The 26439-nt window shown below is 42.7% G+C and carries 27 protein-coding genes; 17 read left to right on the top strand and 10 right to left on the bottom strand.

The genetic code is table 11. From position 1 onward, the window contains the following. From ABDD95_RS17865 to rfbA, 8 genes are all read left to right on the top strand, one after another. Positions 1-735 (top strand): type III pantothenate kinase, encoded by a 735-nt coding sequence (locus ABDD95_RS17865; RefSeq protein ID WP_345948704.1) that lies wholly within the window; start codon positions 1-3, stop codon positions 733-735. Beyond that, a complete protein-coding gene (locus ABDD95_RS17860) occupies positions 735-2054 on the top strand; it encodes a hypothetical protein (RefSeq protein ID WP_345948703.1) in 1320 nt (439 codons plus the stop codon). Before ABDD95_RS17865 ends, ABDD95_RS17860 begins: the two co-directional genes overlap by 1 nt. After that, complete coding sequence (gene lptC / locus ABDD95_RS17855; RefSeq protein WP_345948702.1) at positions 2023-2631, top strand: LPS export ABC transporter periplasmic protein LptC; 609 nt, start codon at positions 2023-2025, stop codon at positions 2629-2631. Before ABDD95_RS17860 ends, lptC begins: the two co-directional genes overlap by 32 nt. A 91-nt stretch (positions 2632-2722) precedes the next feature. After that, positions 2723-4828 carry a SurA N-terminal domain-containing protein gene (locus tag ABDD95_RS17850; RefSeq protein ID WP_345948701.1) on the top strand — a complete coding sequence of 702 codons (2106 nt, stop codon included), beginning with the start codon at positions 2723-2725 and terminating at the stop codon, positions 4826-4828. Positions 4829-4896: 68 nt separating this feature from the next. Then, a complete protein-coding gene (locus ABDD95_RS17845; RefSeq protein WP_345948700.1) occupies positions 4897-5412 on the top strand; it encodes a DUF2480 family protein in 516 nt (171 codons plus the stop codon). Between the two features lie 61 nt (positions 5413-5473). Further along, positions 5474-6331 (top strand): DUF3108 domain-containing protein, encoded by an 858-nt coding sequence (locus tag ABDD95_RS17840; protein WP_345948699.1) that lies wholly within the window; start codon positions 5474-5476, stop codon positions 6329-6331. A gap of 1 nt (position 6332) precedes the next feature. Beyond that, positions 6333-6896 (top strand): DUF3109 family protein, encoded by a 564-nt coding sequence (locus ABDD95_RS17835; protein WP_345948698.1) that lies wholly within the window; start codon positions 6333-6335, stop codon positions 6894-6896. A 65-nt stretch (positions 6897-6961) separates the two neighbouring features. Further along, the gene (gene rfbA / locus ABDD95_RS17830) at positions 6962-7831 is read left to right on the top strand and encodes a glucose-1-phosphate thymidylyltransferase RfbA (RefSeq protein WP_345948697.1); all 870 of its coding nucleotides are present in this window, start codon (positions 6962-6964) and stop codon (positions 7829-7831) included. Between the two features lie 179 nt (positions 7832-8010). On the opposite strand, the gene ABDD95_RS17825 is transcribed toward rfbA, so the two are convergent. The 6 genes from ABDD95_RS17825 to ABDD95_RS17800 all read right to left on the bottom strand — a co-directional run bounded on the left by ABDD95_RS17825 (position 8011) and on the right by ABDD95_RS17800 (position 12206). Then, positions 8011-8844 carry an anti-sigma factor gene (locus tag ABDD95_RS17825; protein ID WP_345948696.1) on the bottom strand — a complete coding sequence of 278 codons (834 nt, stop codon included), beginning with the start codon at positions 8842-8844 and terminating at the stop codon, positions 8011-8013. A gap of 2 nt (positions 8845-8846) precedes the next feature. After that, positions 8847-9398 (bottom strand): sigma-70 family RNA polymerase sigma factor, encoded by a 552-nt coding sequence (locus tag ABDD95_RS17820; RefSeq protein ID WP_345948695.1) that lies wholly within the window; start codon positions 9396-9398, stop codon positions 8847-8849. Positions 9399-9431: 33 nt separating this feature from the next. Beyond that, a complete protein-coding gene (gene lipA / locus ABDD95_RS17815; RefSeq protein ID WP_345948694.1) occupies positions 9432-10310 on the bottom strand; it encodes a lipoyl synthase in 879 nt (292 codons plus the stop codon). Between the two features lie 109 nt (positions 10311-10419). Continuing rightward, positions 10420-10749: a bacillithiol system redox-active protein YtxJ gene (ytxJ, locus tag ABDD95_RS17810; RefSeq protein ID WP_345948693.1), complete on the bottom strand. Its 330-nt coding sequence runs from the start codon at positions 10747-10749 to the stop codon at positions 10420-10422. 221 nt (positions 10750-10970) lie between these two features. Continuing rightward, positions 10971-11465: a 6,7-dimethyl-8-ribityllumazine synthase gene (gene ribH / locus ABDD95_RS17805; protein ID WP_345948692.1), complete on the bottom strand. Its 495-nt coding sequence runs from the start codon at positions 11463-11465 to the stop codon at positions 10971-10973. Between the two features lie 63 nt (positions 11466-11528). After that, positions 11529-12206 (bottom strand): tetratricopeptide repeat protein, encoded by a 678-nt coding sequence (locus ABDD95_RS17800; protein WP_345948691.1) that lies wholly within the window; start codon positions 12204-12206, stop codon positions 11529-11531. Between the two features lie 140 nt (positions 12207-12346). On the opposite strand from ABDD95_RS17800, the gene ABDD95_RS17795 reads away from it, so the two are divergent. Continuing rightward, positions 12347-13456: a DNA replication/repair protein RecF gene (locus ABDD95_RS17795; RefSeq protein WP_345948690.1), complete on the top strand. Its 1110-nt coding sequence runs from the start codon at positions 12347-12349 to the stop codon at positions 13454-13456. A 98-nt stretch (positions 13457-13554) separates the two neighbouring features. Then, a complete protein-coding gene (locus tag ABDD95_RS17790) occupies positions 13555-13845 on the top strand; it encodes a DUF721 domain-containing protein (protein WP_345948689.1) in 291 nt (96 codons plus the stop codon). A gap of 355 nt (positions 13846-14200) precedes the next feature. On the opposite strand, the gene ABDD95_RS17785 is transcribed toward ABDD95_RS17790, so the two are convergent. Continuing rightward, positions 14201-14620, bottom strand: coding sequence for a nucleoside-diphosphate kinase (locus ABDD95_RS17785; RefSeq protein WP_345948687.1), 420 nt, complete (start codon positions 14618-14620; stop codon positions 14201-14203). A 119-nt stretch (positions 14621-14739) separates the two neighbouring features. Here ABDD95_RS17785 and ABDD95_RS17780 point away from each other — a divergent pair, with 119 nt between their 5' ends. The 5 genes from ABDD95_RS17780 to ABDD95_RS17760 are packed head-to-tail and all read left to right on the top strand — an operon-like array spanning position 14740 to position 19728. Then, positions 14740-15750, top strand: coding sequence for a DHH family phosphoesterase (locus ABDD95_RS17780; RefSeq protein WP_345948686.1), 1011 nt, complete (start codon positions 14740-14742; stop codon positions 15748-15750). A gap of 2 nt (positions 15751-15752) precedes the next feature. Continuing rightward, the gene (locus ABDD95_RS17775; protein ID WP_345948685.1) at positions 15753-16730 is read left to right on the top strand and encodes an FKBP-type peptidyl-prolyl cis-trans isomerase; all 978 of its coding nucleotides are present in this window, start codon (positions 15753-15755) and stop codon (positions 16728-16730) included. A 48-nt stretch (positions 16731-16778) separates the two neighbouring features. Beyond that, positions 16779-17840 (top strand): FKBP-type peptidyl-prolyl cis-trans isomerase, encoded by a 1062-nt coding sequence (locus tag ABDD95_RS17770; RefSeq protein ID WP_345948684.1) that lies wholly within the window; start codon positions 16779-16781, stop codon positions 17838-17840. Positions 17841-17891: 51 nt separating this feature from the next. Beyond that, a complete protein-coding gene (locus tag ABDD95_RS17765) occupies positions 17892-18659 on the top strand; it encodes a TatD family hydrolase (RefSeq protein WP_345948683.1) in 768 nt (255 codons plus the stop codon). 49 nt (positions 18660-18708) lie between these two features. Continuing rightward, entirely contained in the window at positions 18709-19728 is a 1020-nt protein-coding gene (locus ABDD95_RS17760) for an asparaginase (RefSeq protein WP_345948682.1), read from the top strand. 11 nt (positions 19729-19739) lie between these two features. On the opposite strand, the gene ABDD95_RS17755 is transcribed toward ABDD95_RS17760, so the two are convergent. The 3 genes from ABDD95_RS17755 to pta form a co-directional block, all read right to left on the bottom strand. After that, complete coding sequence (locus tag ABDD95_RS17755; RefSeq protein WP_345948681.1) at positions 19740-20927, bottom strand: heparan-alpha-glucosaminide N-acetyltransferase domain-containing protein; 1188 nt, start codon at positions 20925-20927, stop codon at positions 19740-19742. Positions 20928-21032: 105 nt separating this feature from the next. After that, entirely contained in the window at positions 21033-22232 is a 1200-nt protein-coding gene (locus ABDD95_RS17750) for an acetate kinase (RefSeq protein ID WP_345948680.1), read from the bottom strand. Positions 22233-22289: 57 nt separating this feature from the next. Next, the gene (pta, locus tag ABDD95_RS17745) at positions 22290-24389 is read right to left on the bottom strand and encodes a phosphate acetyltransferase (RefSeq protein WP_345948679.1); all 2100 of its coding nucleotides are present in this window, start codon (positions 24387-24389) and stop codon (positions 22290-22292) included. A 564-nt stretch (positions 24390-24953) separates the two neighbouring features. Here pta and ABDD95_RS17740 point away from each other — a divergent pair. Together ABDD95_RS17740 and ABDD95_RS17735 are read left to right on the top strand one after the other, a co-directional pair. Beyond that, a complete protein-coding gene (locus tag ABDD95_RS17740; RefSeq protein WP_345948678.1) occupies positions 24954-25877 on the top strand; it encodes a hypothetical protein in 924 nt (307 codons plus the stop codon). Then, positions 25878-26402 (top strand): hypothetical protein, encoded by a 525-nt coding sequence (locus tag ABDD95_RS17735; RefSeq protein WP_345948677.1) that lies wholly within the window; start codon positions 25878-25880, stop codon positions 26400-26402. It abuts the gene before it with no gap. The last annotated feature ends 37 nt before the right edge of the window (positions 26403-26439 follow it).

Here is a 26439-nt window from a genome sequence, read left to right as displayed (position 1 = left end):
ATGGCCCAATTGGTAATTGATATAGGCAATACACTCATTAAGATAGCCGTATTTAATGGTGCTGAGTTAGTAAGCGTACATCATTACAATACCGTAGGCTACCAAACTTTGCAAGCGTTGCTTGTAAAATATGCCATTAACAAAGCCATTGTATCTACAGTTAGAAACGGTAAGGAATCGTGGCTTTCAGAGCTTGAACATCAATTAAGCGTAATTTACTTTGACCGCAACATGGCTTACGGTATATACAATCACTACCGTACGCCGCAAACCTTAGGTGCAGACCGGCTGGCAGCCGTAATAGGAGCCAGGCACCTGTTTCCGGGCGAGGACAATTTAGTAATCGATGCCGGAACCTGCATTACTTATGATGGCATCGATGCAGGCGGTAATTACTACGGCGGCAGTATATCTCCGGGGCTGGTTATGCGTTATAAAGCGCTACAGCAATACACGGCTGTGCTGCCACTGGTTGATGCTGATGCCACATTTGATAAAAGCTACGGCGACGACACGCTGACAGCCATACGCTCAGGCGTGCAAAACGGCATTAAATACGAGGCGGAAGGTTTTATTCGCAGCTACAGCCAGGCTAATAAACCTCTTAATATCATACTCACCGGCGGCGATAGTGTTTTTTTGGATACTGTGCTGAAAAATAGCATCTTTGCCGGCTATATAAAAACTGAACCTCATCTGGTTCTCAAAGGATTGAACGTAGCTATAAAAGCATAATGATTAGATATATAAGATCGGGTTTTACTTTTTTACTAACCTTACTTGCCTGTGGGGCAATGGCCCAAACAACGGCTACCAGCAGTTCGCCTTACTCGCAATTCGGATTAGGAACCTTGAACGAGGGTTTACTGCCTCAAACCCGTGCCATGGGTGGTATTGCCACTGCTATAAACCGTATAAGCGGCTACAATACCGTTAATGTGGTTAACCCGGCATCATACAGCTATATCAACTTAACCAGCATTGATATTGGTTTGTATGGCAACGTATCTACCTTAAAGCAAAATAACATCAGCAGCCAAACCAATGGTAACTTCAGGTTAAGTCACTTTAATTTTGCTGCGCCGGTTAGTAAACGTTCAGCGGTGAGCTTTGGTTTGGTGCCTTACACAGAATTGGGCTATAATTATCGTCAAAGCCTGTCAAATTTTGGCACTGGCAATGCAGCCGATACTAATGCTGTAAACTACATTTACAGTGGCGATGGTGGCTTGTCTAAAGCTTATGCTGGTTACGGATTTGGTTTGGGCCGGGTATTATCTGTCGGCGCTAACGTATCTTACATCTTTGGTAATCTGCGTAAATTCCGCTCTACTGAGGTTCCTTCTTTGGTGGGTGCCATAAACTCCCGCAGCGAACGTAGTAATAGTGTAAGCGGTGTTAATTTTGATTACGGCGCACAATTAAATTTCGATTTGAGTGATACACGTCACCTGGTGTTTGGTTACTCTGGATCAGCAGGTAATAATTTAAATTCCAGGATCACGAACGTGGTAAGTCAGTATTTAACCAGTGATGTAGGTGATGAAACCTCTGCTATAGATACCATATCTAACCAGGTTATTGCTAATGGAAAAATTAAGTTGCCGTTAATGCACCGGGTTGGTATATCTTACCAAAAAGATGGCAAATTTTTAATAGGAGCCGAATACAGCAGGGCTAATTGGTCTGCCTTAACTATAGGCGGCGTTAATCAAGGTCTGCAAAACAGTCAAAGTATGAGCATAGGCGGTCAAATTACCCCTAATAACAATGCAATTAATAACTACCTTGCTTTGATTGATTACCGCTTAGGTTTTCGTTATGATAAAACTAATATCAGGATAAACAATACGGATATTAAACAATACGCGTTAAGCTTTGGATTAGGTTTACCATTACAGCGTAATAACACCGCGTTTTATAAAATTAATATAGCAGGCGAATACGGCCAACGCGGTACGTTGCAAAACAACCTTATCAAAGAAAACTTTTTTACCATTCATTTAGGTTTCACATTAAACGATGCCTGGTTCCAGAAATACCGGTTTGATTAAAAAGAAATTCATGCATTACAGCAAATGGAACTGGCTGGCTACTTTAGCCGGCCTGTTGCTTTTTAGTGCCTGCGAAAATGACCTGAAAGCTATCCGTAAAATTTCATCTCAGGAGGTAAGTAAACCTATTAGCACCACTACGGGGCTCGACGTTATCTACAGCGACTCAGCACATGTAAAAGTACATTTGAAAGCTCCTTTACTGCTCGATTATATCGACAAGAAATTCAGGGAGATGCCAAAGGGGGTAACCATTATTTCTTATGAGCATGCCAGTGGCATTAAGCAATCGGGGCAAATAGTGGCCGATTATGGGATTGAACGGCAAAACGATAAGATAATTGAATTACGCCGAAATGTGGTAGCCACTAACGCGAAGGGCGAAACTTTCAAGTCAGATGAACTGATTTGGGATCAGGCTAAAAAGGAATTTTACTCCAACAAACAGGTAGATGTAACCTTTGCAACAGGTACTCATTTGCTCGGAACTAACTTTAAAAGCGACGAAAGTATGACCCACTGGACGATGGGAAATACTAACGGGCAAATTCCAGTTAATCAAAACTTTGGGCAGTAAATTTTGTTACGCAACTTTTTGTTAAAAGTTGTATCTTGCGCCCTCTTTTAAACGAAGTGAAAATTTATTTTTTATAGGCTATATGGGTATAATGAGTTTTTTGCGCGAACGCATGGGGACAATTTTGGTTGTCATCATTGGTGTGGCGCTTTTTGCTTTTATTGCAAGTGAAGTAGTAACATACGGGCGCTCTTTCATGAGCGGAGATGCCACCACCGTGGGCGAGGTTGCAGGGCAAAAAATTGCTTTTGAGGATTACAATACCAAGGTAAAACAAAGCACTGAAGCTTTTATGCAGCAGTCTGGCCAAACAAGCCTTACGCCGCAAATAACTGAGTATGTGCAGGAGAATGCCTGGAATCAAACCATGAGCCAGATCATCCTGAAAAGGGAGATGGATAAGCTGGGTGTAGTAGTGGGTGATGACGAAGTAAAAGCCATCATTAGCGGTCCAAACCCCGATCCGCAAATTGTGCAATACTTTGGCGATCCCAAAACCGGTCAGTTAGACCGCAACAGGTTAAACGCCTTTTTACGCGAGTTGTCAACTGCAAAAGCAAATGATCCGCGCGTAGAGCAATGGGCCGGTTTCCTGGAGCCTAAAATTGATACCCGCCGTATTGAAAAATATATTGCTTTAGTGCATAACGGCTTATATGTAAACTCACTCGAGGCGCAAGATAGCTACCAGGCTAAAAACAAACTCGCCAACTTTACTTATGTAGAGTTACCATACAGCTCGTTGCCCGATAATAAAGTATCCGTAACCGACAATGATTACCAGGAATACTACGATGAGCATAAAGGCCTGTTTAAAAACCCACAAGAAACCAGAAGCTTTGACTACGTAGCTTTCAATGCTGCTGCATCTGCAGAAGATCAGGCAGCCATTAAATCACAAATGGATAAATTAGCCGGCGACTTTAAAGCCAGCACTAATGATTCATTATTTGTGCAGATAAATGCAGAAACTAAGGCCCCGTTGGCTTACCAGCGCAAAGGCCAGTTAGAGCCGCAACTGGATTCAGTAATGTTTAACGCTGCCCCTGGTTTTGTATATGGTCCGTACCTGTCAAACGGTAGCTTCAAGATTGCTAAGCTGGTTGACAGCCGTGTAGGTCCTGATTCGGTATCTGCCCGTCATATCCTGCTTAATCCTGCTACCAGCGGTGGTGTGGATAAAGCTTTAGCCAAAGCCGACTCTATAAAAAAATTAATACAAGGCGGTCGTCCGTTTGCTGAATTTGCTAAAAACTTCTCTGAAGATAAAGCATCCGCCGAAAAGGGTGGCGACTTAGGTACTTTTGGCCGCGGTGCAATGGTTCCTGCTTTTGAGGAGGCTGCCTTTAATGGCAAACCCGGCGATTTAAAAGTAGTTACTTCTCAATTTGGTGTTCACCTAATTAATGTAGTTAGTCAAAAAGGTTCTTCAAAAGTAGTTAAAGTAGCTACTGTTGATAAACCGGTAGTGGCAAGTAACAAAACACAATCAGCTGCTTATAATAAAGCGCAGTCTTTCTTATCAAACGTGTCGGGTGATGATTTTGCAGCACAGGCTAAAAAAGCAGGCTTAACCGTAAAACCGGCTAATGACGTGATTGGTACTGCATCGGCACTGCCAGGTTTAGATAATGCACGCGAACTGGTAAAATGGGCATTTAATAAAGCCGACAAAGGTGATGTGGTAGACCAGGTTTACACACTGGGCGACCAATACGTAATTGCACACTTAACCAAAATCAAAAAAGCGGGTACTTTATCATTAGAAGACGTTAAAGATCAGATTAAAGCTGATGTACTTGCAAAAGTGAAAGCAAAGCAACTAAGCGAAAAATTGCAATCAGCAGTTAATGGAGCTTCGGGCATACAGCAGGTAGCTCAAAAAGCAGGCGCTAAAGCCGTTACGGTTGAAAACATTGTGTTTGCTAACCCGGTTATACCAGGCCTGTCATTAGAGTACAAGGTTATTGGTACTGTATTCGGTTCAAAACCTAACAAGGTTTCAAAACCAATTGAAGGTGCGCATGGTGTTTATGTAGTTTCATTGAACAGCTTCCTTAACCCTGCTGTTTTAACCAATACCGTTCGCGAAAAGCAACAATTGAGTCAGACATTGCTGCAGCAGGTTGATAGCCGTTTGTTTGATGCACTGAAAGATAAGGCGAATGTAAAAGATTACCGCTATAAATTCTTATAGTAAAAATTAAAGTAATTTTGCATCCGGAGCCAACGTTAAGTTGTCTCCGGATTTTTTATTTTAGTATTATGGATATCCAGGAAAATATAGTTAACAAGGTTGCCCAGAGTGGTTTGGTAACGCTCGATCCGGCCAGCTTTTATCCAAAAGGTGAACGGGTGATCTATGATATAAAAGACAACCTGTACATGGGCCTTATTTTACGTGAGAAGGACTTTAGGGAGTTTGTGAAGGGGCATGATTGGTCGCAGTATGCAGGCAAGAATGTAGGCGTTACCTGCACGGCCGATGCTATTGTGCCGGCCTGGGCTTATATGCTGCTGGCAAACCGCTTAGCGCCTTATGCCAGTGATGTGGTGTTTGGTAACGAAGAGGTATTAGAAACGGTGTTATTTGAAAAAGCAATGGCGAAGGCCGATTTTGAGCAGTATCGTGATCAGCGTATTGTATTAAAGGGTTGCGGCGACATAGAAGTACCTACATCAGCCTATGTGGAGCTCACTAAGCGATTAACACCAATAGCCAAAAGCCTTATGTTCGGCGAGCCATGTTCAACGGTGCCAATTTACAAAAGGAAGGATTAGGTGTCAGATTATTGTTCACTAAAAAGAATTGCGTCGAACAATGTTTAAACTGCGCTAATGTATGCTTGTCAAAGCTAATGTAATTAAACAATCATTGTTCGCAGTGAAAATGACACGCCAGATATTCAAAAGCCAATATATTAAAGCTGGTGCTTTACTTGCTTGTATAGTTACAAGCTTAGTGTTTAGCACTTTTGCGCAGGAGCCTGTTAAAGTGGCCGAACCGACGTTTAAAGTGGGAGAGGAGTTAAGCTACCGTTTAAAATATGGCTGGTTTACAGGGGCCGAAGCGCATTTACGGGTAGCCGAAACGGATACCCGGTTTGAAGGCAATCCAGCTTGGCATATCATAGCCGATGGTAAAACGGCGGGTACGTTTGATGTATTTTATAAGGTTCGAAACCGTTATGAATCTTATATAGACCAACGAACGCTGTTACCTTATTTTTATACTGAAGACCGGCACGAAGCCAAGTACAAGCATACCGACAAGGTTACGTTTAACCATCAAACAGGTAAAATTACCGCAAATAGCGGTGTTTACCCTTTTAGTGGCAAGGTGTTCGATTTTCCGTCGGCTTATTACTTTGCCCGTTGTTTGGATGTATCTCACCTTAAAATTGGCGATAAGATTGATTTAAAGTATTTTTTAGATGATGCTATTCAGACGCTTTCTATAACTTATATGGGTAAGGAGAAAGCAGAATGCTCATTAGGTACCTTTAACTGTCTTAAATTTAATCCCACCATTATACCGGGTCGCATATTTCGCAAAAACAGTAAGTTGTACCTTTGGGTAACTGATGATAATAACCGTATTCCGGTAAAGGCCCATGTTGAGTTGGTGGTGGGTAGTGTTACCATGGATTTAACCGGTGCAAAAGGATTGAAGTATCCTTTGAATCCTATAAAAAAATAAAATGATTGAAGTTGGAAGTGCATTGGTGCACGAGGATGTAGTAACCGAAAACTTTGTTTGTAATCTTAATAAATGCAAAGGTGCCTGCTGCCTGGAAGGCGATTCGGGCGCACCGCTTGCTGCCGACGAATTAGCTATATTAAGAGACATCTATCCAAAAGTGAAGCCTTACATGACCGCTAAGGGCATTGCCACGGTTGAGGCTGTTGGAACTCATGTAACCGATTTTGAAGGTGATTATACCACACCTTGTGTGGATACCAATAAAGAGTGCGCTTATGTAACCTGGGAAAATGGTATCACTAAATGTGCTATTGAAAAGGCTTGGGAGGCAGGTGATGTAGAGTGGCGTAAGCCTATATCCTGCCATTTATACCCCATCCGCATAACCAATTATCCTGAATTTGACGTATTGCATTATGACCGCTGGAACATTTGCAGCCCGGCTTGCAGCTTTGGTAGCGAATTAAAGGTGCATGTGCATGAGTTTTTAAAAGAACCGCTCATACGTAAATATGGTGAAGAGTGGTATCAGGAATTAGTAGATAAGCTGGCGGGTATTTAATACACCTAGTATTTAAAGCTTTTTTATATCTTAGGAGCAATAAATAATCATCTAACTATATTATTGTGAAAGGAATAATACTTGCCGGTGGCTCCGGTACCCGCCTGCACCCATTAACTTTAGCTGTAAGTAAGCAATTAATGCCGGTTTACGATAAGCCGATGATCTATTATCCGCTATCGGTGTTAATGCTGGCAGGTATTAAAGAAATTCTCATTATATCTACACCACATGATTTGCCGCAGTTTGAGAAGCTGCTGGGCGATGGATCGCGCATTGGTTGCCGGTTTGAGTATGCCGTACAGCCCGAGCCTAATGGCTTGGCGCAAGCCTTTGTAATTGGGGCAGATTTTATTGGTACTGATAAAGTAGCGCTTATTTTAGGTGATAACATCTTTTACGGCGACGGCCTTTCGCACTTACTGCAGCATAGCAGCGACCCTGAGGGCGGTATGGTTTTTGCCTACCAGGTTGCCGATCCTGAACGTTACGGTGTGGTAGAGTTTGACAGTGATAATAAAGTTATTTCACTGGAAGAAAAGCCAGCTGAACCTAAATCAGACTATGCTGTACCGGGCTTGTATTTTTATGACAATGATGTAGTGGAGATAGCAAAAAATATAGCGCCTTCACCACGGGGAGAATATGAAATAACAGACGTTAACAAAGAGTATTTAAACCGTGGCAAGTTAAACGTAGCCATACTGAGCCGCGGTACCGCCTGGCTAGATACTGGTACCTTTGCCTCCTTAATGCAGGCAGGACAGTTTGTACAGGTAATAGAAGAACGCCAGGGCATTAAGATTGCCTGTATAGAAGAAATTGCCTACCGTATGGGCTTTATTGATGCCGAACAGTTGGCGGAGATAGCAGCGCCACTTACCAAGAGCGGCTATGGCCAATTCCTGCTAAAGCTATTAAAGAACAAAAAATAATAAATCAAGACTATAACAGAAAGGTCAGCTCCTAAGACGTGCTGACCTTTTTTTATGTTTTTAATATCTTTTTCGAAGTTGAGACCCAGAGAAAAGGTCTGGCAGTTAGTGTTGGCAACAACGGTTATGTTGTTTAATATTGAAGTCTATTGAATTATTATAAGGAAGAATTCCGGTATCTATAAACTGGCCATCACTACCATTTGGTTAAGTGTTGGGTTTACACTGCCACCACGTGGCTCAATAGTTACCGCAAATGCCTGTGCAAGCGCAATGGATTTCATTTCCTTCATATCGGCCGAATCGGCATGTGCATTATCAAATACACCTAAATCAACCGGTTTGCCATTTGCAATAGCCCATAACTGGTATTGGTGGTCTTTATCTGGAGCAGGGAGATTAGCGCTTACCAGATCCACCATCACTTTTCTTCTTTTAGGGCTCCATGCAACTGTTAACCCCGAACTAGGTGTTTTAGCTGTGCCTTTTAACTGTACAAAACGGAAAGAAGGATCGCGAAAGACTGCAATCTCTTCATCCATTACACTTACTTGCCTTGAAAACTTTTGCTCACTTAATCTTAAACTGATAAGTTGTTGCTCTTTGGTTTGCAAACGCTTGTAAACAACACCTAGGGAAGCTACACTCAGGCACAATAACAACAAGCTGGCAGCAAACGCATATTTGTAGAATACACTGGTGGTTGGCCGTTGCGGTTTCATTTCAACTACACGGGCCGGTTGTTGGTCGTGCGATATAGAAGGAAAATTACGGTCATCGCCAAAGTTAGTGAGCAGACTATTTAACACCCGGTTCTTTAATTCTCCAGCTGGTTCAACGTGGTGTACATCAGCATAATCTTCCAGGGCGTTCTCTATTTCCTCCAGCTCAGCTCTTACCTCCGGATATTTTTGGGCCATAACTTCCACCTGCAACTTTTCTTCTGCGCTTAAGTCGCCCAGAACGTAAAGTTCCAACACCCCCGATTCTATATATGCCCTAATCTCTTCCAATGTTAATTAAAATGTTTGCGTAACTGTTGTATAGCCATGCGCAAACGGGTCTTAATGGTGCCCAAAGGCATTCCTAACTCGTCTGCAGCTTCAGTATGCGTGTAACCTTTAAAATAGATGAGGTCGAGTATTGATTTTTGCTCGGGCCTTAGCTTATCAACCAACTCTTTTACACCCAAAAGCTCAGGCTTATACACCGTACTATTGTGCTTGTCGATGTAACCTACGTTGTTTTCGAGCTCTTGGTTTTTGAATTGATTTTTAAAATCTTTTGACCTGATTTTGTCGATTGCCAAATTGCGGGCAATGTTTACAATCCAGGTAAAAAGCCGGCCTTTATCAGCGCTGTAGCTGGTGGCAGAGTGCCAAATTTTAACAAAAGCTTCTTGTAAAACGTCTTCGGCGGTTGCCGTGTCATTTACAATACGCAGTATTACACCATATAAAGCAGCAGAATACATTTCGTATAACGCTTCGGCGGCTACTTTTTCGTGCCGCTGCAAAGCGAGTACAAGTTGTTCTTCTGTAAGGGTTGATTTATGCTTCTTGGCCAAAACTGGGTAAATATAAAATATTATACCGCAACATTATAAATCAAACAAATGTTTTTCAGCATGATAAGATGAACGGACTAGCGGACCGCTCTCAACATATCTGAAACCCATGTTTAAGCCAACCTCTTTATAATATGCAAACTGGTCGGGTGTTACCCAGTCAATAACCGGGTGATGGCTACGAGTGGGTTGTAAGTATTGACCTAGCGTTAGTATTTGCACGCCGGCGTCATGAAGATCTTGCATGGCTTCCAACACATCCTCTTCGCGTTCACCCAAGCCCAGCATAATGCCTGATTTGGTGCGAAGGCCGGCTGCTGATATCTGCCTTAAGCAATCCAGGCTTCGGTCATACTTGGCTTGTATGCGTACTTCGCGCGTTAAGCGGCGTACGGTTTCCAGGTTGTGAGATACTACCTCAGGACGAACGGCCAATACACGGGCTAAGTTGTCCCAATTGCCTTTAAAATCGGGTAGGAGGGTTTCTAGCGTCGTTTCAGGGCTTTCGCGACGGATAGCGTTAATGGTTTCAGCCCATATTATAGAGCCGCCGTCTTTCAGGTCGTCGCGGTCAACCGATGTAATAACGCAGTGTTTTACCTGCATCAGCTTTACCGAGGTGGCAACCCGGTTAGGCTCATCCAAATCAACCGCAAGCGGGCGACCGGTAGCCACGGCGCAAAATGAGCAGGAGCGGGTACAAATATTACCCAGTATCATGAAAGTAGCTGTACCGGCACCCCAGCACTCACCCATGTTAGGGCAGTTTCCGCTCTCGCAAATGGTATGCAGTTTATGCGTATCAACCAAACTGCGAACATGAGCATACTCTTTACCAACAGGAAGCTTAACCCTAAGCCAATCTGGCTTACGTTGCACCTGGTTGGCTGGAATTACCGGCAAATCAATCATAATACAAATTTAGGGAATTTTGTTTAGAAGCAAGATACAACAATCCAAGAACCAACATCCATAAAGCACGAAATGCCAGCTCAATTATAATACTCTTGTATTCTAATATTTATGCTAATACAGATAAAGCTTCGTCTACCGAGATAGCACCATGTGATTGGTCAAGAATACATTCGCCATCCTTAATCAATAATAATTGCGGTGACTCGTGGTGAACTTGAAAGTCTTCGGCTACTTTGTTGGAGATGTCGCGATGTTTAATTAGATCCAGAAAATAAAGAGGAAGGCCATCAGGCAATTGTTCCCAATCCAGTTCGAAACGACGTTTAGCCATCATGCTGATGGAACACCGGGTACTGTGTTTAAAAATAATACTGTAACCGGCTTGTTGTTTAATGTCATTCAATTGATTTGCCGAGTCTAACGCGATCCAATTCATATAATCAAAAAAAATATTTTAAACAAAAGTACGGCTAAGTATAGTAATGCTTATGTCAGATATAGAATATGACAATTACGTGTTAGCGGCCGCGGCGGGGGTATGAACCATAAGCCGGGCAAAGTTTATTAGAGCAAGAAGCAAATGTGCTTAACAAGGCGGCTACTAAACCAATGTATATAATCTTTTTCATGTTGGAGCTACTTATAAATGCTGTCTAATTAATCAATTAACTGTTTTGCAAAGTCAGCCATTTTGATAGCAGTAACAGCAGCTTCAACGCCTTTGTTTCCATGCTTACCTCCGGCCCTATCCAAGGCTTGCTGCTCGTTATCAGTGGTTAACACACCAAATATAACAGGTTTTGCATATTTTAAAGCAACATTGCTAACGCCGTTTGCAACGGCATTGCAAATAAAATCAAAATGTCTGGTTTCGCCCTGTATAACACAACCCAGGCAAATAACGGCATCCAGATGTTTGTTGTTTAATAAAATATCGGCTCCTGCTGTAAGCTCAAAGCTTCCCGGAACGGAATAGGTGAAAATATTATCAATTAACGCGCCATTATCAATCAGGCTTTGGTAAGCTCCGCCATATAAAGCGCCTGTAATTTTTGCATTCCACTCAGCTACAACAATGCCAAAGCGGTATGGTGCCGCACTGGGTATGGTAGTATTGGAAAAATCGGAAAGATTTTTAAGCTGAGTTGCCATGTATGTAATTTAATTAACCAATTAGCTAAAACAGTAACTAAAGGTTATACGAATAATGATTGCTTATTGTTTTGCTTCGGCGCGGGCAATATAGCCATCTATATTTTGTGCCTCGGCGCTGGTTGGGTAATCGGTCTTAATTTTCTGGTAGGTTTCAGCGGCGCTTTTATTGTCGTTACGTGCTTCATAAACCAAGCCTAGCTTTTTAAGATAGATGGGCGAAAGGAATTTATTGCCCGCTTTATCGGCTGCCTTTTTGAAATAAGTTTCAGCTTTTTCGTAGTCTTTCAACTCAACATAAGCATCGGCAATACTGCCAAAGGCCTCAGCTGCCACCATATTGTCATCACCGCGAAAGTTGGTTAGATTGTCAATTGCTTTACGGTATTCGCCTTTATTCAGGTAAGCTGTACCGGCATAGTAATAAGCCAGGTTAGCAGCTTTGGTATTGCTGTAATCATTAATAATTTTTTCAAAGCCCGGGTAGCCGGCATCGCCTTTTAAAGCTTTATCCCACTCTTTTTTGCCCCAATGATCCTGAGCTATATACATTTGGTTGGCGGCATCCGTTTCACGCGGGGCCAGGTATAATTTTTGGTAAGCTATATAAACAGCAATTAATGCAACTATGGCCGCACCAATAAATAATAGGCTTTTCTGATTTTCTCTTACAAAGCCACCTGTTGGTACAAAGGTCTTTTGCTCAGTTGCAACATTGGCATTCACTTCCGTCTTTGACATTTCTATGCTAAAATTAAGTGTGCAAAAATAGGTATTTAAAATTTTTTATCAATAACTAAAAACATTAAATATTCGCGCACGTTTTTTAACGTTCTTATTCCGCGAAAATATCCTCCTATTGCTACCTTTGACCTCACTTTATGTACCTGCAGCAATTATCCCTTATTAATTTTAAAAATTATGCCGAGGCCCAACTGTCTTTTGTGGATGGGGTAAATGCTTTTACAGGTAATAATGGCGCTGGTAAAACCAACCTTTTAGATGCTATACACTACCTTTCGTTATGTAAAAGCTATTTTAGTACTATTGATAGCCAGCAGATAAGGCAGGGAAACGACTTTTTTATTATTAACGGAGCTTTTGAACGCAGCGACGTAAATGAAACCGTTGCCTGCTCAGTAAAGCGTAACCAGAAAAAAGTCTTTAAGCGCAATAAGAAAGATTACCAGCGTTTGGCCGATCATATTGGGCATTTCCCGTTGGTAATGGTTTCGCCGTATGATGTCAGTATTATAATGGAAGGGAGCGAGGAGCGGCGCAAGTTTATAGATAACGTGATTTCGCAGACGGATAATCATTACCTCGATGAGCTGATTACTTACAATAAAGTATTGAGCAACCGTAACGCCCTCCTTAAAAACATTGCTGAAACCGGCCGTTTTGACCCCGGCTTGCTTGAAGTGCTCGATGAGCAACTAGTAGCATCCGGTTCGCGCATTTATCAGAAGCGCAAGGCTTTTATGGAAAGCTTCACTGTAATTTTTAATCAGTATTACAGTTTTTTAACCGAAGATGCAGAGTATGTGGAACTGGTTTATGAATCGCAGCTGCTCACCAGTGATTTTGCTGCGCTGTTAACCAAAACCACGGAAAAAGACCGTGTGCTGGAGCGTACCACAGCGGGCATTCATCGTGACGATCTGCTTTTTACCATTCATCAGATGCCGCTTAAAAAGTTCGGGTCGCAAGGGCAGCAAAAATCTTTTTTAATTGCATTAAAGCTGGCTCAATACAGTTATTTGCAACAGCAAAAGGGTTTTAAACCGCTGTTGTTGCTGGATGATATATTTGATAAGCTGGACGAGCACCGTATCACTAAACTAATGCAGTTGGTATCCAACCATGAGTTTGGTCAGGTTTTTATAACCGATGCCAGTGCCAGCCGTGTAACGGGTATATTTAAGCAGATTAATGTTGATGTGAAGTTGTTCAATGTAAATAAAGGAGAAGTTACAGAAGTTGTAAGTTGAAAATAAAGAACGTTGCTTTAAACTAACACCTTATACATTTAGCCCTAATGCCTTCAAATTGATGCTATGTACTTTATGCAATCACTTACCTAATATCCATGCGTAAAACTAACGATAAGACGATTAAACAGGCAATAGAGCAGATGCTGAACGTCTATAAAATAAAACGCCGTTTCGATGAAACGGCAGTTATTGCGGCATGGCCCGAAATTGTGGGTAAACCTGTAGCCAACCGTACAAGCGAGCTTTTTATCAATAATAAAAAGATGTTTTTGCGCATTGAGTCATCGGTGGTTAAAAACGAGCTGATGATGATGCGCTCTCAAATTATAGAAAAAATTAACGCCGAAGCGGGTGATGTGCTGATTGAGGAAATTATTTTCCTTTAGAATGCCGCAGGTTGTTGAGGCCAGGTTTGGCGAAAAGGTCATCGCGTATAACAGCGTAGATGATCATGATGGCAGCGGGTATGTAAAAGGTAAACTGTACTTCAGGATGCAACCTCACTAATTCCCAGCTCCCTATAACAAATAATACTACAAATACAGAGTAAATTGCGGCTCTCGACGTCGTCTTCATATGGCTAAGCTAATTAAATTCAGCGCTTATACTGAAAAAAACGTGCCAATAGGTGCAAAAAAGAATCAGATTTACCTAAGGGGTAATTCTGTGTTTCCCAATAGATAAATCTGACCTTAAATCTCTTATAAATCGCTCTGTAAAAGAGCGCATTATAAAGTATGCTTAGAATTTCTCAAAAGCAGAGAAAAAGAAGCTGCCTTCAATAGCGGCATTCTCATCAGAGTCTGAACCGTGTACCGCGTTAGCTTCGATCGACTCGGCAAACAGGTTACGGATTGTACCAGGCTCGGCTTTGCTTGGATCGGTAGCGCCAATCAGCGTACGGAAATCAGTAACGGCGTTATCCTTTTCCAGAATAGCAGCTACGATAGGGCCTGAAGACATGAAGCCAACTAAGTCCTTATAAAAAGGACGCTCCTTGTGCACGGCATAAAACTCACCTGCTTTTTCAGCAGTTAAGTAAGTGTATTTCATGGCCGAAATTTTGAAACCGCCCTTAACGATGTGGTCTAAAATAGCACCAATGTGGCCATTGCGTACAGCGTCTGGCTTAATCATGGTGAAAGTTTTGTTATTTTCCATTATTATTGAATAATTCGCGCAAAAGTAAGGCTTTGTTACTGAAAGATAAAGCTTTTTGTATAATTAACATCATTGGTATATAATTAATTTATTTAGATTTGCGTCTTCTTTTTTAGTTGATGTTAGATACCGCTTCGCTTAATAATATATTAAACCAGCCCCAAAAAATTGTTATTACCACGCATCACAAGCCCGATGGCGATGCTATGGGTTCGTCTTTGGGGTTGTACAATTATTTGATACAGCAGGGCCACCATGCTAAAGTAATAGCACCTACCGATTATCCTGAATTCCTTTGGTGGATGCCGGGTAACGAGGAGGTGATCATTTACACTGAGCAAACTGAACAGTCGGCACTATTGATAGCCGAGGCTGATCTTATCTTTTGCCTTGATTTTAACGCACTAAGCCGCATTAACCAAATGGGCGAACTGGTGCGTGAAAGCAGCGCCGTTAAGGTGATGATTGACCATCACCTGGAACCAGAAGACTTTGATGATTACCGTTATTGGAACATTAATGCCTGTGCAACTGCCCAGCTTGTTTACAGCTTTATAACCGATGAACTGCAACGCGCGGATCTGATCAACGCCGATGTGGCCACTTGTTTGTACACCGGTATCATGACTGATTCAGCTTCCTTCCGTTTGCCTAACACCACTGCCAATGTGCACCGCATTGTGGCCAGCTTAATGGATGCCGGCGCTGTTAATTGGCGTATACATGAGTTGGTATACAGCAACGCTTCCGAAAATCGCTTGCGCTTTTTGGGTTACTGTCTGAGCGCTAAGCTAGAAATACTGACTGATTACAATACGGCCCTTATTGCCGTTACCCATGCCGAGCTTAAACAATACGACGTAAATACCGGCGATACTGAAGGTATAGTAAACTACGCCTTATCTATAGCAGGTATAAAGCTTGCGGCGTTTATTGTAGAACGTAAAGATTTGGTTAAGCTTTCATTACGCTCTACGGGTACATTCCCCGCTAACGAGATCTGTAAAAAGTACTTCAAAGGCGGCGGTCACCGTAATGCGGCAGGCGGCCAGTCTGAGCTTTCGCTCGAACAAACCATTGAGAAATTCAAACAAATATTACCCGAGTATAAAACACTATTAATTCAATAAAAATGAGAAAAAGCTTTATGTTTTTAGCTGTGGCAGCTATTGGCTTAGCCAGTTGCAACAGCGGATTTAAAAAAGGAGAGGGCGGCCTGCTGTATAATATTCATGAGGATAAAGATGGTGCGGCTGTTAAAGAAGGAGACTTCATCAGTGTTAACCTGATTGCCAAAACCGATGCCGATTCGGTGTTATTCAATTCATATGATACTGGCAAGCCAGTACCAACCTTAATGCCTAAACCGCAGTTTAAAGGCGACGTTTATGCCGGTATTAACCTGTTGAGCGAAGGTGATAGTGCCACCATCAAAGTAAACGCCGACTCGGCTTTCAAAACTGGTCCTAAGCCACCGGGCTTTAAAGGTAAATACATCGTTTATCAGGTAAAAGTTATTAAGATTATTCCTAAAGGTAAATTAGCCGACCAGGTTTTCCAAGGCCGCATCAGCGAATACTTTAAAGGCGAGGCAGCCAAAATGAAAGGCTTAGAGCCAGGAAAAATTAAAAAATACATTGACGATAACAATGTTAAAGCATCTAAAACACCTTCAGGTCTTTATTATGAAATTACCAAACAAGGTTCGGGTGCTAAAATTGCCAAAGGCGACACTGCCGTTGTAAATTACGTAGGTAAGCTAACCAGCGGTAAAGTATTTGATACCAGTTTGAAAGACGTAGCTCAAAAGAACAAAACTTATGATGCTATGCGTCCTTACCAACCTATCCGTATTGCGGTAGGTGCCGGTGCTGTAATACCTGGTTGGGATGAAGGTTTGCAATTATTAAACAAAGGCAGCAAAGCTACTCTGGTTATTCCTTCGAGCTTAGCATATGGCGAGCAGGGCGTAGGTCCGGTGCCGCCGTTTGCACCAATTGTGTTTGAAGTGGAACTGGTTGACATTGTTCATCCAAACCCTAACGCTCCAAAACCAGCTGCACCGCAAATGCCAATGCAACAGCAACAAGCGCCTACCACTCAACGTTAATCTTATACAGGCCTTCTTAAGCGTTTAAGAAGGCCTTTTATTTATATAATGAAAAAGTTATTTCTGAATTTATTGCTTTTAGGTATTGCAGTTAGCCCGGCTTTAGGACAAGCTAACTTCATTAAAACACCTAAGGGGGCATTATACACTATTGTAAAGCAGGGTAACGGAGCTAAAGTGAAACAAGGCGACGTTATTACCTTTCAATTTTCACAAAAAACAGATAAAGATTCGCTTTTAGGCAGTTCTTTCCAAATGGGCAGGCCTGCTAAGGCGCAGGTGCAGCCATCTAAGAATGTGGCCGACCTTATGGAAGTTTTCTCCTTATTAAGTGTAAACGATAGTGTTTTGGTACGGGTTCCTACCGATTCTATTTTTACCGGCATGGAAGATAAGCGTCCACCGTTTTTACCAAAAGGCAGCTACATGAATTTTGGTATTAAACTGGAGAAAATCCAAACTTACGATGAGGCCATGGCCGAGGCCAAAGTTGAAATGGAAAAAGCCCGTGCTGAGCAAACTGCCATGATGGAAAAATGGCGTAAGGAAGAAGTGCCAAGTATTAATGCCTACGTTGCCGATAAGAAGCTTACGCCGCTTAGCACTGCATCAGGCTTAAGATACCTGGTTACTGCACCCGGTAACGGTCCTAAGCCAAAAGCTTATGATACGGTAGTAGTAAATTATACCGGACGTTTGCTGGATGGTAAAGTATTTGACTCAAGCCTAGCCGAGGTGGCTAAGGCCGCAGCTTTGGAGCAAACCGGCCGTAATTACGAACCTATTAAATTTTTGTTAGGTAACGGCGAGGTGATACCTGGCTGGGATGAAGGTTTACTTTTACTGAACGAAGGTGCAAAAGCCACATTCATCATTCCATCAGCGTTAGCTTATGGCGAACGCGGATCAGCACCGGTTATACGGCCATTTAGTCCGTTGGTGTTTGACGTGGAGTTGGTTAAGATAATAAAAGGCACCGGCAAGCCTCCTGTTGCTTCCCGAGGTGTATTGGATTCAACGTCCTGGAAGTCATCTGGCAAAAAGCCCGTTGCAAAAAAGAAAGCGCCGACTAAGAAACCGGTGGCGAAGAAAAAAGTCACCCGTAAATAATATTATCAAAAAGCCCTGCATTAACCACGCAGGGCTTTTTACTTTCGCAGCATGGTACTAACCGATACGCATACGCATCAATATTACGAAACCGACCCGGTAAAAAAGGCCGAACTGATGCAGCGTTGCCTGGATAACGGCATTAGCCGGTTATTTTTGCCCAATGTTGATTCATCCAGTATACCACAGGTAATGGACATGGTAAGCGCCTACCCGCAATACTGTTTTCCGATGCTGGGCTTGCATCCGTGTGATGTAAAAGCTAACTGGGAGCAGGAACTGGATGCCATTTATACAGCCCTGCAACAAACCAAAGTTTATGCTATAGGTGAAATTGGTATAGATTTGTATTGGGACAAAACTTTCATAACAGAACAACAGGAAGCTTTTCGCACTCAAATCAACTGGGCTAAAGATGCGCAACTGCCTATAAACATTCACTGCCGCAATGCGTTTGATGAGGTGTATGCCGTTTTGGAGCAAGCGTTCGACGATAAGCTGCGTGGTATTTTTCATTGCTTTTCGGGAACGCTTGAACAGGCCAACAAAATCATCGACTTAGGATTTAAGTTAGGGATAGGTGGCGTAGTTACCTACAAAAATGCCGGATTGGATAAGGTTGTTGAGCAAATCAGCTTAGAACATATCGTTTTAGAAACAGATTCTCCGTATCTTACTCCCGTACCATTTAGGGGCAAGCCCAACGAAAGCTCGTATTTGATACATGTGGCACAAAAAGTAGCCGACTTGCATCAAACCAGCCTGGAAAATGTAGCACAGATCACAACCGAAAATTCGAAAATTATTTTTGGTGTATGAGTGCGATTATAACTAACGATTTATATTTTTATAGCATAACCAGTTATACATGTGCCAAATTCTGATCATTTATACCGGGGGGACAATCGGTATGATGAGCGACCCGAGAACCAAAGCTTTGGTTCCCATCAATTTTGAACAAATTATGGAGAACGTTCCGGAACTGGAACGTTTAAACTGCCGTATTAAAGTACACTCGTTTGAGGATATTATCGACTCGTCGAACATGAGTCCGGCTATATGGAGCCGGCTGGCGGGCCTGATTCAAAAACACTATAATGAGGTTGATGGGTTTGTGATTTTGCACGGCTCCGATACCATGGCTTACTCAGCATCGGCCATCAGCTTTATGCTCGAAAATTTGGCTAAGCCGGTTATTTTTACCGGTTCGCAGCTGCCTATCAGCGCCATTCGTACCGATGCGAAGGAAAACCTGATGACTGCCATAGAATTGGCTAAGGCTAAAAAGAACGATAAAGTACGTGTGCCCGAGGTTTGTATTTACTTTGACTACAAGCTGTTTAGGGGCAACCGTGCATTCAAATACAACTCCTCTAAATTTGAGGCTTTCCGTTCGCCCAACTACCCGGTACTGGCCGAATCGGGCGTACATTTGCGTTTTAGTATAAACGATATACGGCAACCCGGAACACAGGAGCTGATTGTTCATAAGGAACTGGTTAATGATGTAGCAGTGTTAAAGCTTTACCCGGGTATTAGCCCTAAGGTAGTTGATACCATTGTTAACTCGGACGTTAGAGGAATTGTAATGGAAACCTTTGGCGCCGGTAATACGACAACCGACCAGTGGTTTATTGACATGCTGAAAGGCGCTATAGATAGCGGTAAAGTAATTGTAGATATATCACAATGTAAGGTAGGTACGGTAGAACTTGGCCGGTATGAAACCAGCAAGCAATTAAAAGATATTGGCGTAGCCAATGGTTACGACATGACCTTTGAAGCCGCCATTACTAAAACCATGTTCTTACTCAGCCAGTTTGAGGATCCAAAAGAAGTAAAGCACTGGCTGGAAACTGATATTAGAGGAGAGCTTACGGTTTCGTAAACTCTTTTGGTTTATACATAACTCGCCCACCATTTGCCTCGATGGCGCTGCTTATACCCTGCAAACCATTTGCACGGCCAGTATAGCAGTGCCACAATACCTATCCAAAAAAGGTAAGTTACACCTAACGAAAACCCCATGGTTGCCGGCCTGAACAGGAATGGTATGTTGGGCGATACGATATTTTTTACCGTGTATCCGGAGGCGAAAAAGACAACAATCGTAACAATACGGATAAGGTAAAAGTGCGGTACGTAGTAAAAGAATGGTACCTTCCCATATACTTTAAATAGGTTCGCTAACCTATTATGGCTGTTTTCGGTGACTGCTAAAAAAACAAATCCTACACCTAAGGTAAGGCAGGTGTATTGTAAAGATGGCGGGTATTTGCTCACATTAAGAAAAGCCAAAACGGAGCCTGTTATATTGCGTTGGGAAACATAAGGGGAAGGATCACCATAACCTATAGCACTGCGCAGCAAAATAAATGCGATGAGTAGCAGGAAACCCGTGCTCGATAACGCTAAGCGTCTGTTTTTTTGATGACTCTCATTGACATACCAAGCCGAAACAGCATAGCCCAGCAGCATAATACCTGTCCATGGCAAAACAGCATACAAAAACGCTAAAAAATGATTGCCGGGTAAAGGGATGATGTATAAACGTGCTGTAAATAATATATTTAATAATGCCGTGCTTACAACATTTTTTGGCTGCGGTAAATACTGCAGAGCATCGTGCCCAACAATAAGCAACAATCCCAACGGTAAAATTATTTTGTTTGATATACGCAGCAATAATCCCAGTATAATCATGCTGATGCCTATGGCCCATATCACCTGAAAGAAAACCATGTTGTACAGTGGGTTTAAACTTAAAGCCAGCGTAATAAGCACCACCTCAACGGCAACAAGCCACAAACCGCGTTTAATTAAAAAGGAAGATGTTTGAGCCGGGCTACGCTTTTGACCGGCCAACCCGGCAGATAAACCCGATAAAAACAAAAAAATCGGCGCGCAAAAATGCGTGATCCACCGGGTAAAAAACAGAATGGGCGTGGTGGTTTTTAAATCCAGCGGATCGTGTAACATGGCGTCATTGTGCAAAAAGTCGCGCACGTGGTCTAACGCCATGATAACCATCACCAGGCCTCGCAGTATATCAATGGATTGGATGCGTTGTGTAGCTGAAGTGTTCATGATAGGTTAGGGCTTTGCTAACCCTAACCTACGTAATTAAAGATATTAATCAAAGAACCTTTACGTTGTCTATTGCGCTGCCTAACTAAAATAGCTTGAGGAAAGTTATTTAAGCAAGTTAAAGCACTGCTGCGCAATTTCTAACTCCTCATTAGTTGGTACAATCAGTATTTTAACGGTTGATTCGGTTGCTTGTATTTCGCGGATACCTTTAGCACGAGTGCCATTCGCTTCTGTATTCAATTGTACGCCCAAAAACTCTAAATCGGTACAAATCATTTGCCTGATTAAAGCATCGTTTTCGCCTACACCCGCAGTGAATATAATGGCATCTAATCCATTAAGTACTGCAGCATATGCACCTATATATTTTTTGATACGATAGGCGTACAAGTCATAAGCCAGTTTGGCATTCTCATCACCCTGTTCTATAGCGGCGGTAATATCGCGCATATCGCTGTGGCCGGTTAAACCCAGCATGCCGCTGCGTTTGTTGAGCAGGTTGCTTACCTGTTCAATATCATAACCCAGCTGATTAACCAGGTAGAATATGACCGTTGGGTCGATATCGCCCGAACGGGTACCCATTATTAAACCACTCAGCGGGCCAAATCCCATCGTAGTATCCACCGACTTGCCATTATGCACAGCCGCCATGCTGCAGCCATTTCCTAAATGTATGCTAATGAATTTGTGTTGGCTTTTGCCTAAGTGAGCTGCCGCTTGCTCGGTTACATACTTGTGACTGGTGCCATGAAAGCCATAGCTGCGAATATTAAAATCGGAATAATAGTTATTAGGAATAGCAAAGCGGTAAGCCTTTGGTGGCAGCGTTTGATGAAAAGCCGTATCAAACACGCCTATCTGGGTAGCCTCCGAAAATATCTTTTCGGCAACCTCAATACCCAGGTAGCTCGCCGGGTTGTGTAGCGGAGCTAATTGGAAGGTTTGCTTGAGCTCTTCTTTTACGTTAGCATTAATAATAGTGGTGGTGGTAAACCTTTCGCCGCCGTGCACAATGCGGTGGCCCACTACCTCAATATCGGCCGGGTTTTGTATAACGGCAAGTTCGCCCTCCGTAAGCAGTTTGTTCACCTCCTTTAACCCGGCTTCATGGTCGTCCAGTTCCTCAGGAGTTAACTTAATTACTTTCTCTTCACCATTTAAAAACACTTTGTGTGTGATGGTTGGATTGCTTAAGCCAATGCGTTCAACCAGGCCACTGCAAACCGGATCTTGAGCCGGCATTTTAAATAACTGGTATTTGATGGAGCTGCTGCCCGAGTTAACAACAAATATGTTCATAATAAAAATTCTTAAAAATCTTCATAGCTTCGTTCCTTGCAATAACGGATTTAATTATTACCCCTCCTGCGCTTGTATAGCAGTAATGATAACCGTATTAAAAATATCATCCACCGTACAACCTCTACTTAAATCATTTACAGGCTTGTTAAGTCCTTGCAGCATGGGGCCAATGGCCAGGGCTCCGGTTTCGCGCTGTACCGCTTTGTAGGTGTTGTTGCCAGTATTTAAATCCGGGAAGATCAATACGCTCGCCTGGCCGGCTACTTCAGATCCGGGGAGCTTACTTTTGCCCACAATAGGATCAACGGCGGCATCGTATTGTATCGGGCCTTCTACTTTTAAGTCGGGGCGCTTAGTTTTTACAATTTCAGTGGCACGGCGTACCTTTTCTACATCCTCGCCCTCGCCCGATGTGCCTGATGAATAGGATAGCATAGCAATACGTGGTTCAATACCAAACCGCTGACTGCTTTCGGCCGATGATATGGCAATTTCGGCCAGTTGTTCGGCAGTAGGGTTGGGATTTACAGCACAGTCTCCAAACACAGAAACCCGGTCTGGCAAACACATAAAAAATACGGAAGACACTACGGAGATGCCGGGCTTGGTTTTAACAAACTGCAAAGCCGGCCTGATAGTATGTTGCGTAGTGTGTACCGCGCCCGATACCATGCCGTCAGCATGGCCTTTAAAAACCATCATAGTACCGAAGTAAGACACATCCGTCATCATATCGGTAGCCATCTCCAGGTTTACATTTTTATTCTTGCGAAGTTCGTAAAGTGTATTTACGTAGTCCTGATAATTATTAGAGGCAGCCGGGTTAACAATGTTAAGTTTACTCACATCCAGGTTTAAGCCCAAGCGTTTTATATTGGCCGTAATATCATCGGGGTTACCCAGTATGGTTAGGTCCACAATTTCCTGGCTAATTAGCCGGGCTGCAGCCTTTAGAACGCGCTCGTCATTACCCTCGGGCAATACAATATGTTTCTTTTGTCGTTTAGCCCAATTGGTAAGCTGGTACTGGAACATGCGTGGCGTAATGCCGCCACTGTGCTTAAAGGTTACTATACGTTCATCCAGCTTGGCTACGTCTACGTATTTATTAAATACATCAATGGCCAGCTGTATTTTCTTCGTATTATCAGCCGAAATCTTCGATCGGATATTGCCGATCTGCGTAGTGGTTTGAAAGGTGCCTGCTTTAACAGCTATAATGGGCACTACCGTTTGCAGACCTTCAATCAGTCTGATAATTGGCTCCTCGGGCTCGGTACCTGCTGTTAATACAATACCCGCTATAGATGGATAGCTGGTTGACAGGTTGGCCTGAAGCGCTGCTATAATGATGTCGCCACGGTCTCCGGGCGTAATAATGAGTACATTTTCTTTGATGAAATTCAGGAAGTTTGGCACCTGCATAGCGCCGGTAACAAAATTATCTACCTGGTTGGTTAGGCGCTCCTTACCAAAAAGCAATTTGCTATTGGGTAGCTCATCATAAATCTCTTTCATGGTAGGCGCCTGCAAACCACGGGTAGACGGGATGATGGTTAAGATAACCGAAGCTGGTAGTTGAGCTGTGAGCAGCTCTCTTACATCATCAACCTGCTCGGCGCTTACCTTGTTGGCAACCAGGGCCAGCACCTGTATCTCCCGGCCTTCAAAGTTTCTGATAACGGTAATGGCCGCATTTACAATTTGTGCCGTAGTTTTACTATCGCCCGATATAACCGCAATGACCGGTGCACCCAAATTTTTTGCAATTGATGCATTTACCTCAAATTCAAAGGCAGTACCCTCGCCCTGGTAATCACTGCCTTCAACTACGGTAAAGTCATACTTATCCTCCATCTTTTTGTATTTCCTAATGATGGTATCGATCATTTCGCCCTGGCTTTCATTCTCGCTTTGGTGCATCGCATCCTGCCAGCTAAACGCATAGGCATCCTCGTAAGTAATAGGCAAGTCAAAGTAGCTTAATACAGTTTGGATATGATCGCTTTTGTGCTCGGCAGGATTGCGGCTTACAATAGGCTTGAAATAGCCAATCTTTTGGGCCTTGCCCAACAACATGTTAATGATTCCGAGTGATACGATTGATTTTCCGCTGTAAGGTTCGGTACTGGTAATAAAAACGGTTTTAATCATGCGGCAGAGTAGTTACGGTGAAGTTAAGGCACGTCTAAGCTTATTGACAAATATAGCATCTAATAGTTCTGATGCAATTCAAATTACAAGGACAAAATCTTAACAATTGGTCAGCAATTGAAATTGAATTTCTGTGTAGGTAAGTGTATTAAACATTCAAAAAAATAACTGACAATTTTAGAATTAATTTGCTGACAAAATGGCCATCTGTGCTGATTGTAAGTTGTTGTAAATCAGTAACATTATTTTAAATTATTGTATACTAATATTTTTAGTATTTCGTTTACTATATGTGTATAAAAGGTTACATGAAAAAGCTGCTTTTAAACGCTTTAAAAGCGGTTTTACAAATGGGCAAATTAGCGCGGAGTTAAGAATTAATTTTTAAGCATTAAAACCTGCCTTTTTAGCACAAAAAACAGCAAGGTATGTGCTTTGCTTAATAGTTAATATCTGTTAGCATTCAACCTGTTAACAGTTAATGTACAGTATAATCTTATCCGGTTAAGGCACTTACAAGGTGTGCTGCTTGCGTAATGGAATACTTAAATTTTAGAAGGATAAATGGATAGTTTTGAATTAACAACAATTACGGATGAAATGCAATCATCCATTACACACATGGCCCAAATGCGTAATGCCTTAATTGCTTTTACTAAAGAAGTATTGGTTAAGGATCAGGATTATGGCGTGGTGCCCGGTGTACAAAAACCAACATTGCTAAAACCCGGCGCCGAAAAGCTGATGAATTTATACGGCTTATCGGTTGAGTTTGAGTGCACTGATAAAGTACTGGATATACAATCGAAATTTATAGCTTATACCTACAAGGCTACCGCAAAGAATAGGGATGGCCGTATAGTGACCCAGTGCGAAGGTTCGGTAAATAGCTTTGAGCCAAAATACCGCTATGTATGGTTAGAGAAAGCCAAACCAGTTCAGGCTACTCAAGATAAGTTGAAGGCCGAGGGTAATGGTAAGTTTCGTAAAGGAGCCACCGGCTGGAGTTGGGTGGAGCGTACCGAGAACCCAGATTTACTTGGCCTGCAAAACACCATGCAAAAGATGGCGCAAAAGCGTGCCTTTGTAGGGGCGATACTTTTGGCCACCAATGCATCTGAGTTTTTTACCCAGGATGTGGAAGACATGGGCTTTATTGATGTAGAGGCTACGGTTGTAGAACCGGCAACAGAGCAGAAAGCCGCAGTTAAACCGGTTAAAGAAGGAAAGGGTATGGTGCCGCCACGCGAGGCTAAACCATCAGAGTTAAAGGAAGAGAAAAAAGCTGCTAAGCCGAAGGTGCAAGCTAAGGCGGAGCCGGTTAAATCCAGCATTCCGGATGATACCCGCTCAGCTATACAGGAAGCCAAGGATGTGGCCGCTTTATATCTGATACATAAAACTAACGTTGCTCTGCAGGGCGATGAGCAGTTCATAAAGCTGTTATCGACCAAAAAGGCAGAGATTAGAAAAGGAGTAGCTGCTTAAATGAGAAATACATTAGCCATGCAGTTGCCTGCCTGCGAAGCGGTAACCCTGTTTACCGGTAAAGATCTGGCTCCTGAGAGCCTCATTAAACTGGACAGGGCTACTATTGCCCGCATTGTGAATGATACCGAACAGCTTATAGCCGATGGCGAGCTGGATAGTGTGCGCATGCTGGTATTAGCCAAAAAAGGGCAGGAACTGTTTAATAGTTTAGAAAAAAAAGTTCGCCGTTATGCCGAAGAGCATGCCCGCGTACCCAAGCATGATAAGCTGCGGCTTTATGATGCGGAGATAATTGAAAAGGAAACAGGAGTGAGCTATGACTACTCAGTTTGCAATGACGTGACCTGGAACGAGCTGCACGATTTGCAAGCCGAAGTTGTACAAAAGCTTAAAGCGCGCGAGGCGTACCTGAAAACTGTTAATACACCAACCATAAGCGTTGATAGTTATACAGGCGAGATATGGGAAGTGAAACCACCATTGCGCACCGCTAAACAAGGATTAAACGTAAGTTTAAAATAATTAACTCTATATATATTCCTATAGCCTGCTCTTGTAA

This window comes from Mucilaginibacter sp. PAMB04274, from assembly GCF_039634385.2.
Lineage (GTDB): Bacteria > Bacteroidota > Bacteroidia > Sphingobacteriales > Sphingobacteriaceae > Mucilaginibacter.
This window is presented reverse-complemented; position numbering and strand designations above follow the sequence as displayed.

What these genes read in the sequence shown, in the direction of transcription:
- ABDD95_RS17865 (WP_345948704.1), top strand. Translation starts at nt 1, where the DNA reads ATGGCCCAATTGGTAATTGATATAGGCAATACACTCATTAAGATAGCC.
- ABDD95_RS17860 (WP_345948703.1), top strand. Translation starts at nt 735, where the DNA reads ATGATTAGATATATAAGATCGGGTTTTACTTTTTTACTAACCTTACTT.
- lptC (WP_345948702.1), top strand. Translation starts at nt 2,023, where the DNA reads ATGCCTGGTTCCAGAAATACCGGTTTGATTAAAAAGAAATTCATGCAT.
- ABDD95_RS17850 (WP_345948701.1), top strand. Translation starts at nt 2,723, where the DNA reads ATGAGTTTTTTGCGCGAACGCATGGGGACAATTTTGGTTGTCATCATT.
- ABDD95_RS17845 (WP_345948700.1), top strand. Translation starts at nt 4,897, where the DNA reads ATGGATATCCAGGAAAATATAGTTAACAAGGTTGCCCAGAGTGGTTTG.
- ABDD95_RS17840 (WP_345948699.1), top strand. Translation starts at nt 5,474, where the DNA reads ATGCTTGTCAAAGCTAATGTAATTAAACAATCATTGTTCGCAGTGAAA.
- ABDD95_RS17835 (WP_345948698.1), top strand. Translation starts at nt 6,333, where the DNA reads ATGATTGAAGTTGGAAGTGCATTGGTGCACGAGGATGTAGTAACCGAA.
- lipA (WP_345948694.1), bottom strand. Translation starts at nt 10,310, where the DNA reads ATGATTGATTTGCCGGTAATTCCAGCCAACCAGGTGCAACGTAAGCCA.
- ytxJ (WP_345948693.1), bottom strand. Translation starts at nt 10,749, where the DNA reads ATGAATTGGATCGCGTTAGACTCGGCAAATCAATTGAATGACATTAAA.
- ribH (WP_345948692.1), bottom strand. Translation starts at nt 11,465, where the DNA reads ATGGCAACTCAGCTTAAAAATCTTTCCGATTTTTCCAATACTACCATA.
- ABDD95_RS17800 (WP_345948691.1), bottom strand. Translation starts at nt 12,206, where the DNA reads ATGTCAAAGACGGAAGTGAATGCCAATGTTGCAACTGAGCAAAAGACC.
- ABDD95_RS17795 (WP_345948690.1), top strand. Translation starts at nt 12,347, where the DNA reads ATGTACCTGCAGCAATTATCCCTTATTAATTTTAAAAATTATGCCGAG.
- ABDD95_RS17790 (WP_345948689.1), top strand. Translation starts at nt 13,555, where the DNA reads ATGCGTAAAACTAACGATAAGACGATTAAACAGGCAATAGAGCAGATG.
- ABDD95_RS17785 (WP_345948687.1), bottom strand. Translation starts at nt 14,620, where the DNA reads ATGGAAAATAACAAAACTTTCACCATGATTAAGCCAGACGCTGTACGC.
- ABDD95_RS17780 (WP_345948686.1), top strand. Translation starts at nt 14,740, where the DNA reads ATGTTAGATACCGCTTCGCTTAATAATATATTAAACCAGCCCCAAAAA.
- ABDD95_RS17775 (WP_345948685.1), top strand. Translation starts at nt 15,753, where the DNA reads ATGAGAAAAAGCTTTATGTTTTTAGCTGTGGCAGCTATTGGCTTAGCC.
- ABDD95_RS17770 (WP_345948684.1), top strand. Translation starts at nt 16,779, where the DNA reads ATGAAAAAGTTATTTCTGAATTTATTGCTTTTAGGTATTGCAGTTAGC.
- ABDD95_RS17765 (WP_345948683.1), top strand. Translation starts at nt 17,892, where the DNA reads ATGGTACTAACCGATACGCATACGCATCAATATTACGAAACCGACCCG.
- ABDD95_RS17760 (WP_345948682.1), top strand. Translation starts at nt 18,709, where the DNA reads ATGTGCCAAATTCTGATCATTTATACCGGGGGGACAATCGGTATGATG.
- ABDD95_RS17755 (WP_345948681.1), bottom strand. Translation starts at nt 20,927, where the DNA reads ATGAACACTTCAGCTACACAACGCATCCAATCCATTGATATACTGCGA.
- ABDD95_RS17750 (WP_345948680.1), bottom strand. Translation starts at nt 22,232, where the DNA reads ATGAACATATTTGTTGTTAACTCGGGCAGCAGCTCCATCAAATACCAG.
- pta (WP_345948679.1), bottom strand. Translation starts at nt 24,389, where the DNA reads ATGATTAAAACCGTTTTTATTACCAGTACCGAACCTTACAGCGGAAAA.
- ABDD95_RS17740 (WP_345948678.1), top strand. Translation starts at nt 24,954, where the DNA reads ATGGATAGTTTTGAATTAACAACAATTACGGATGAAATGCAATCATCC.
- ABDD95_RS17735 (WP_345948677.1), top strand. Translation starts at nt 25,878, where the DNA reads ATGAGAAATACATTAGCCATGCAGTTGCCTGCCTGCGAAGCGGTAACC.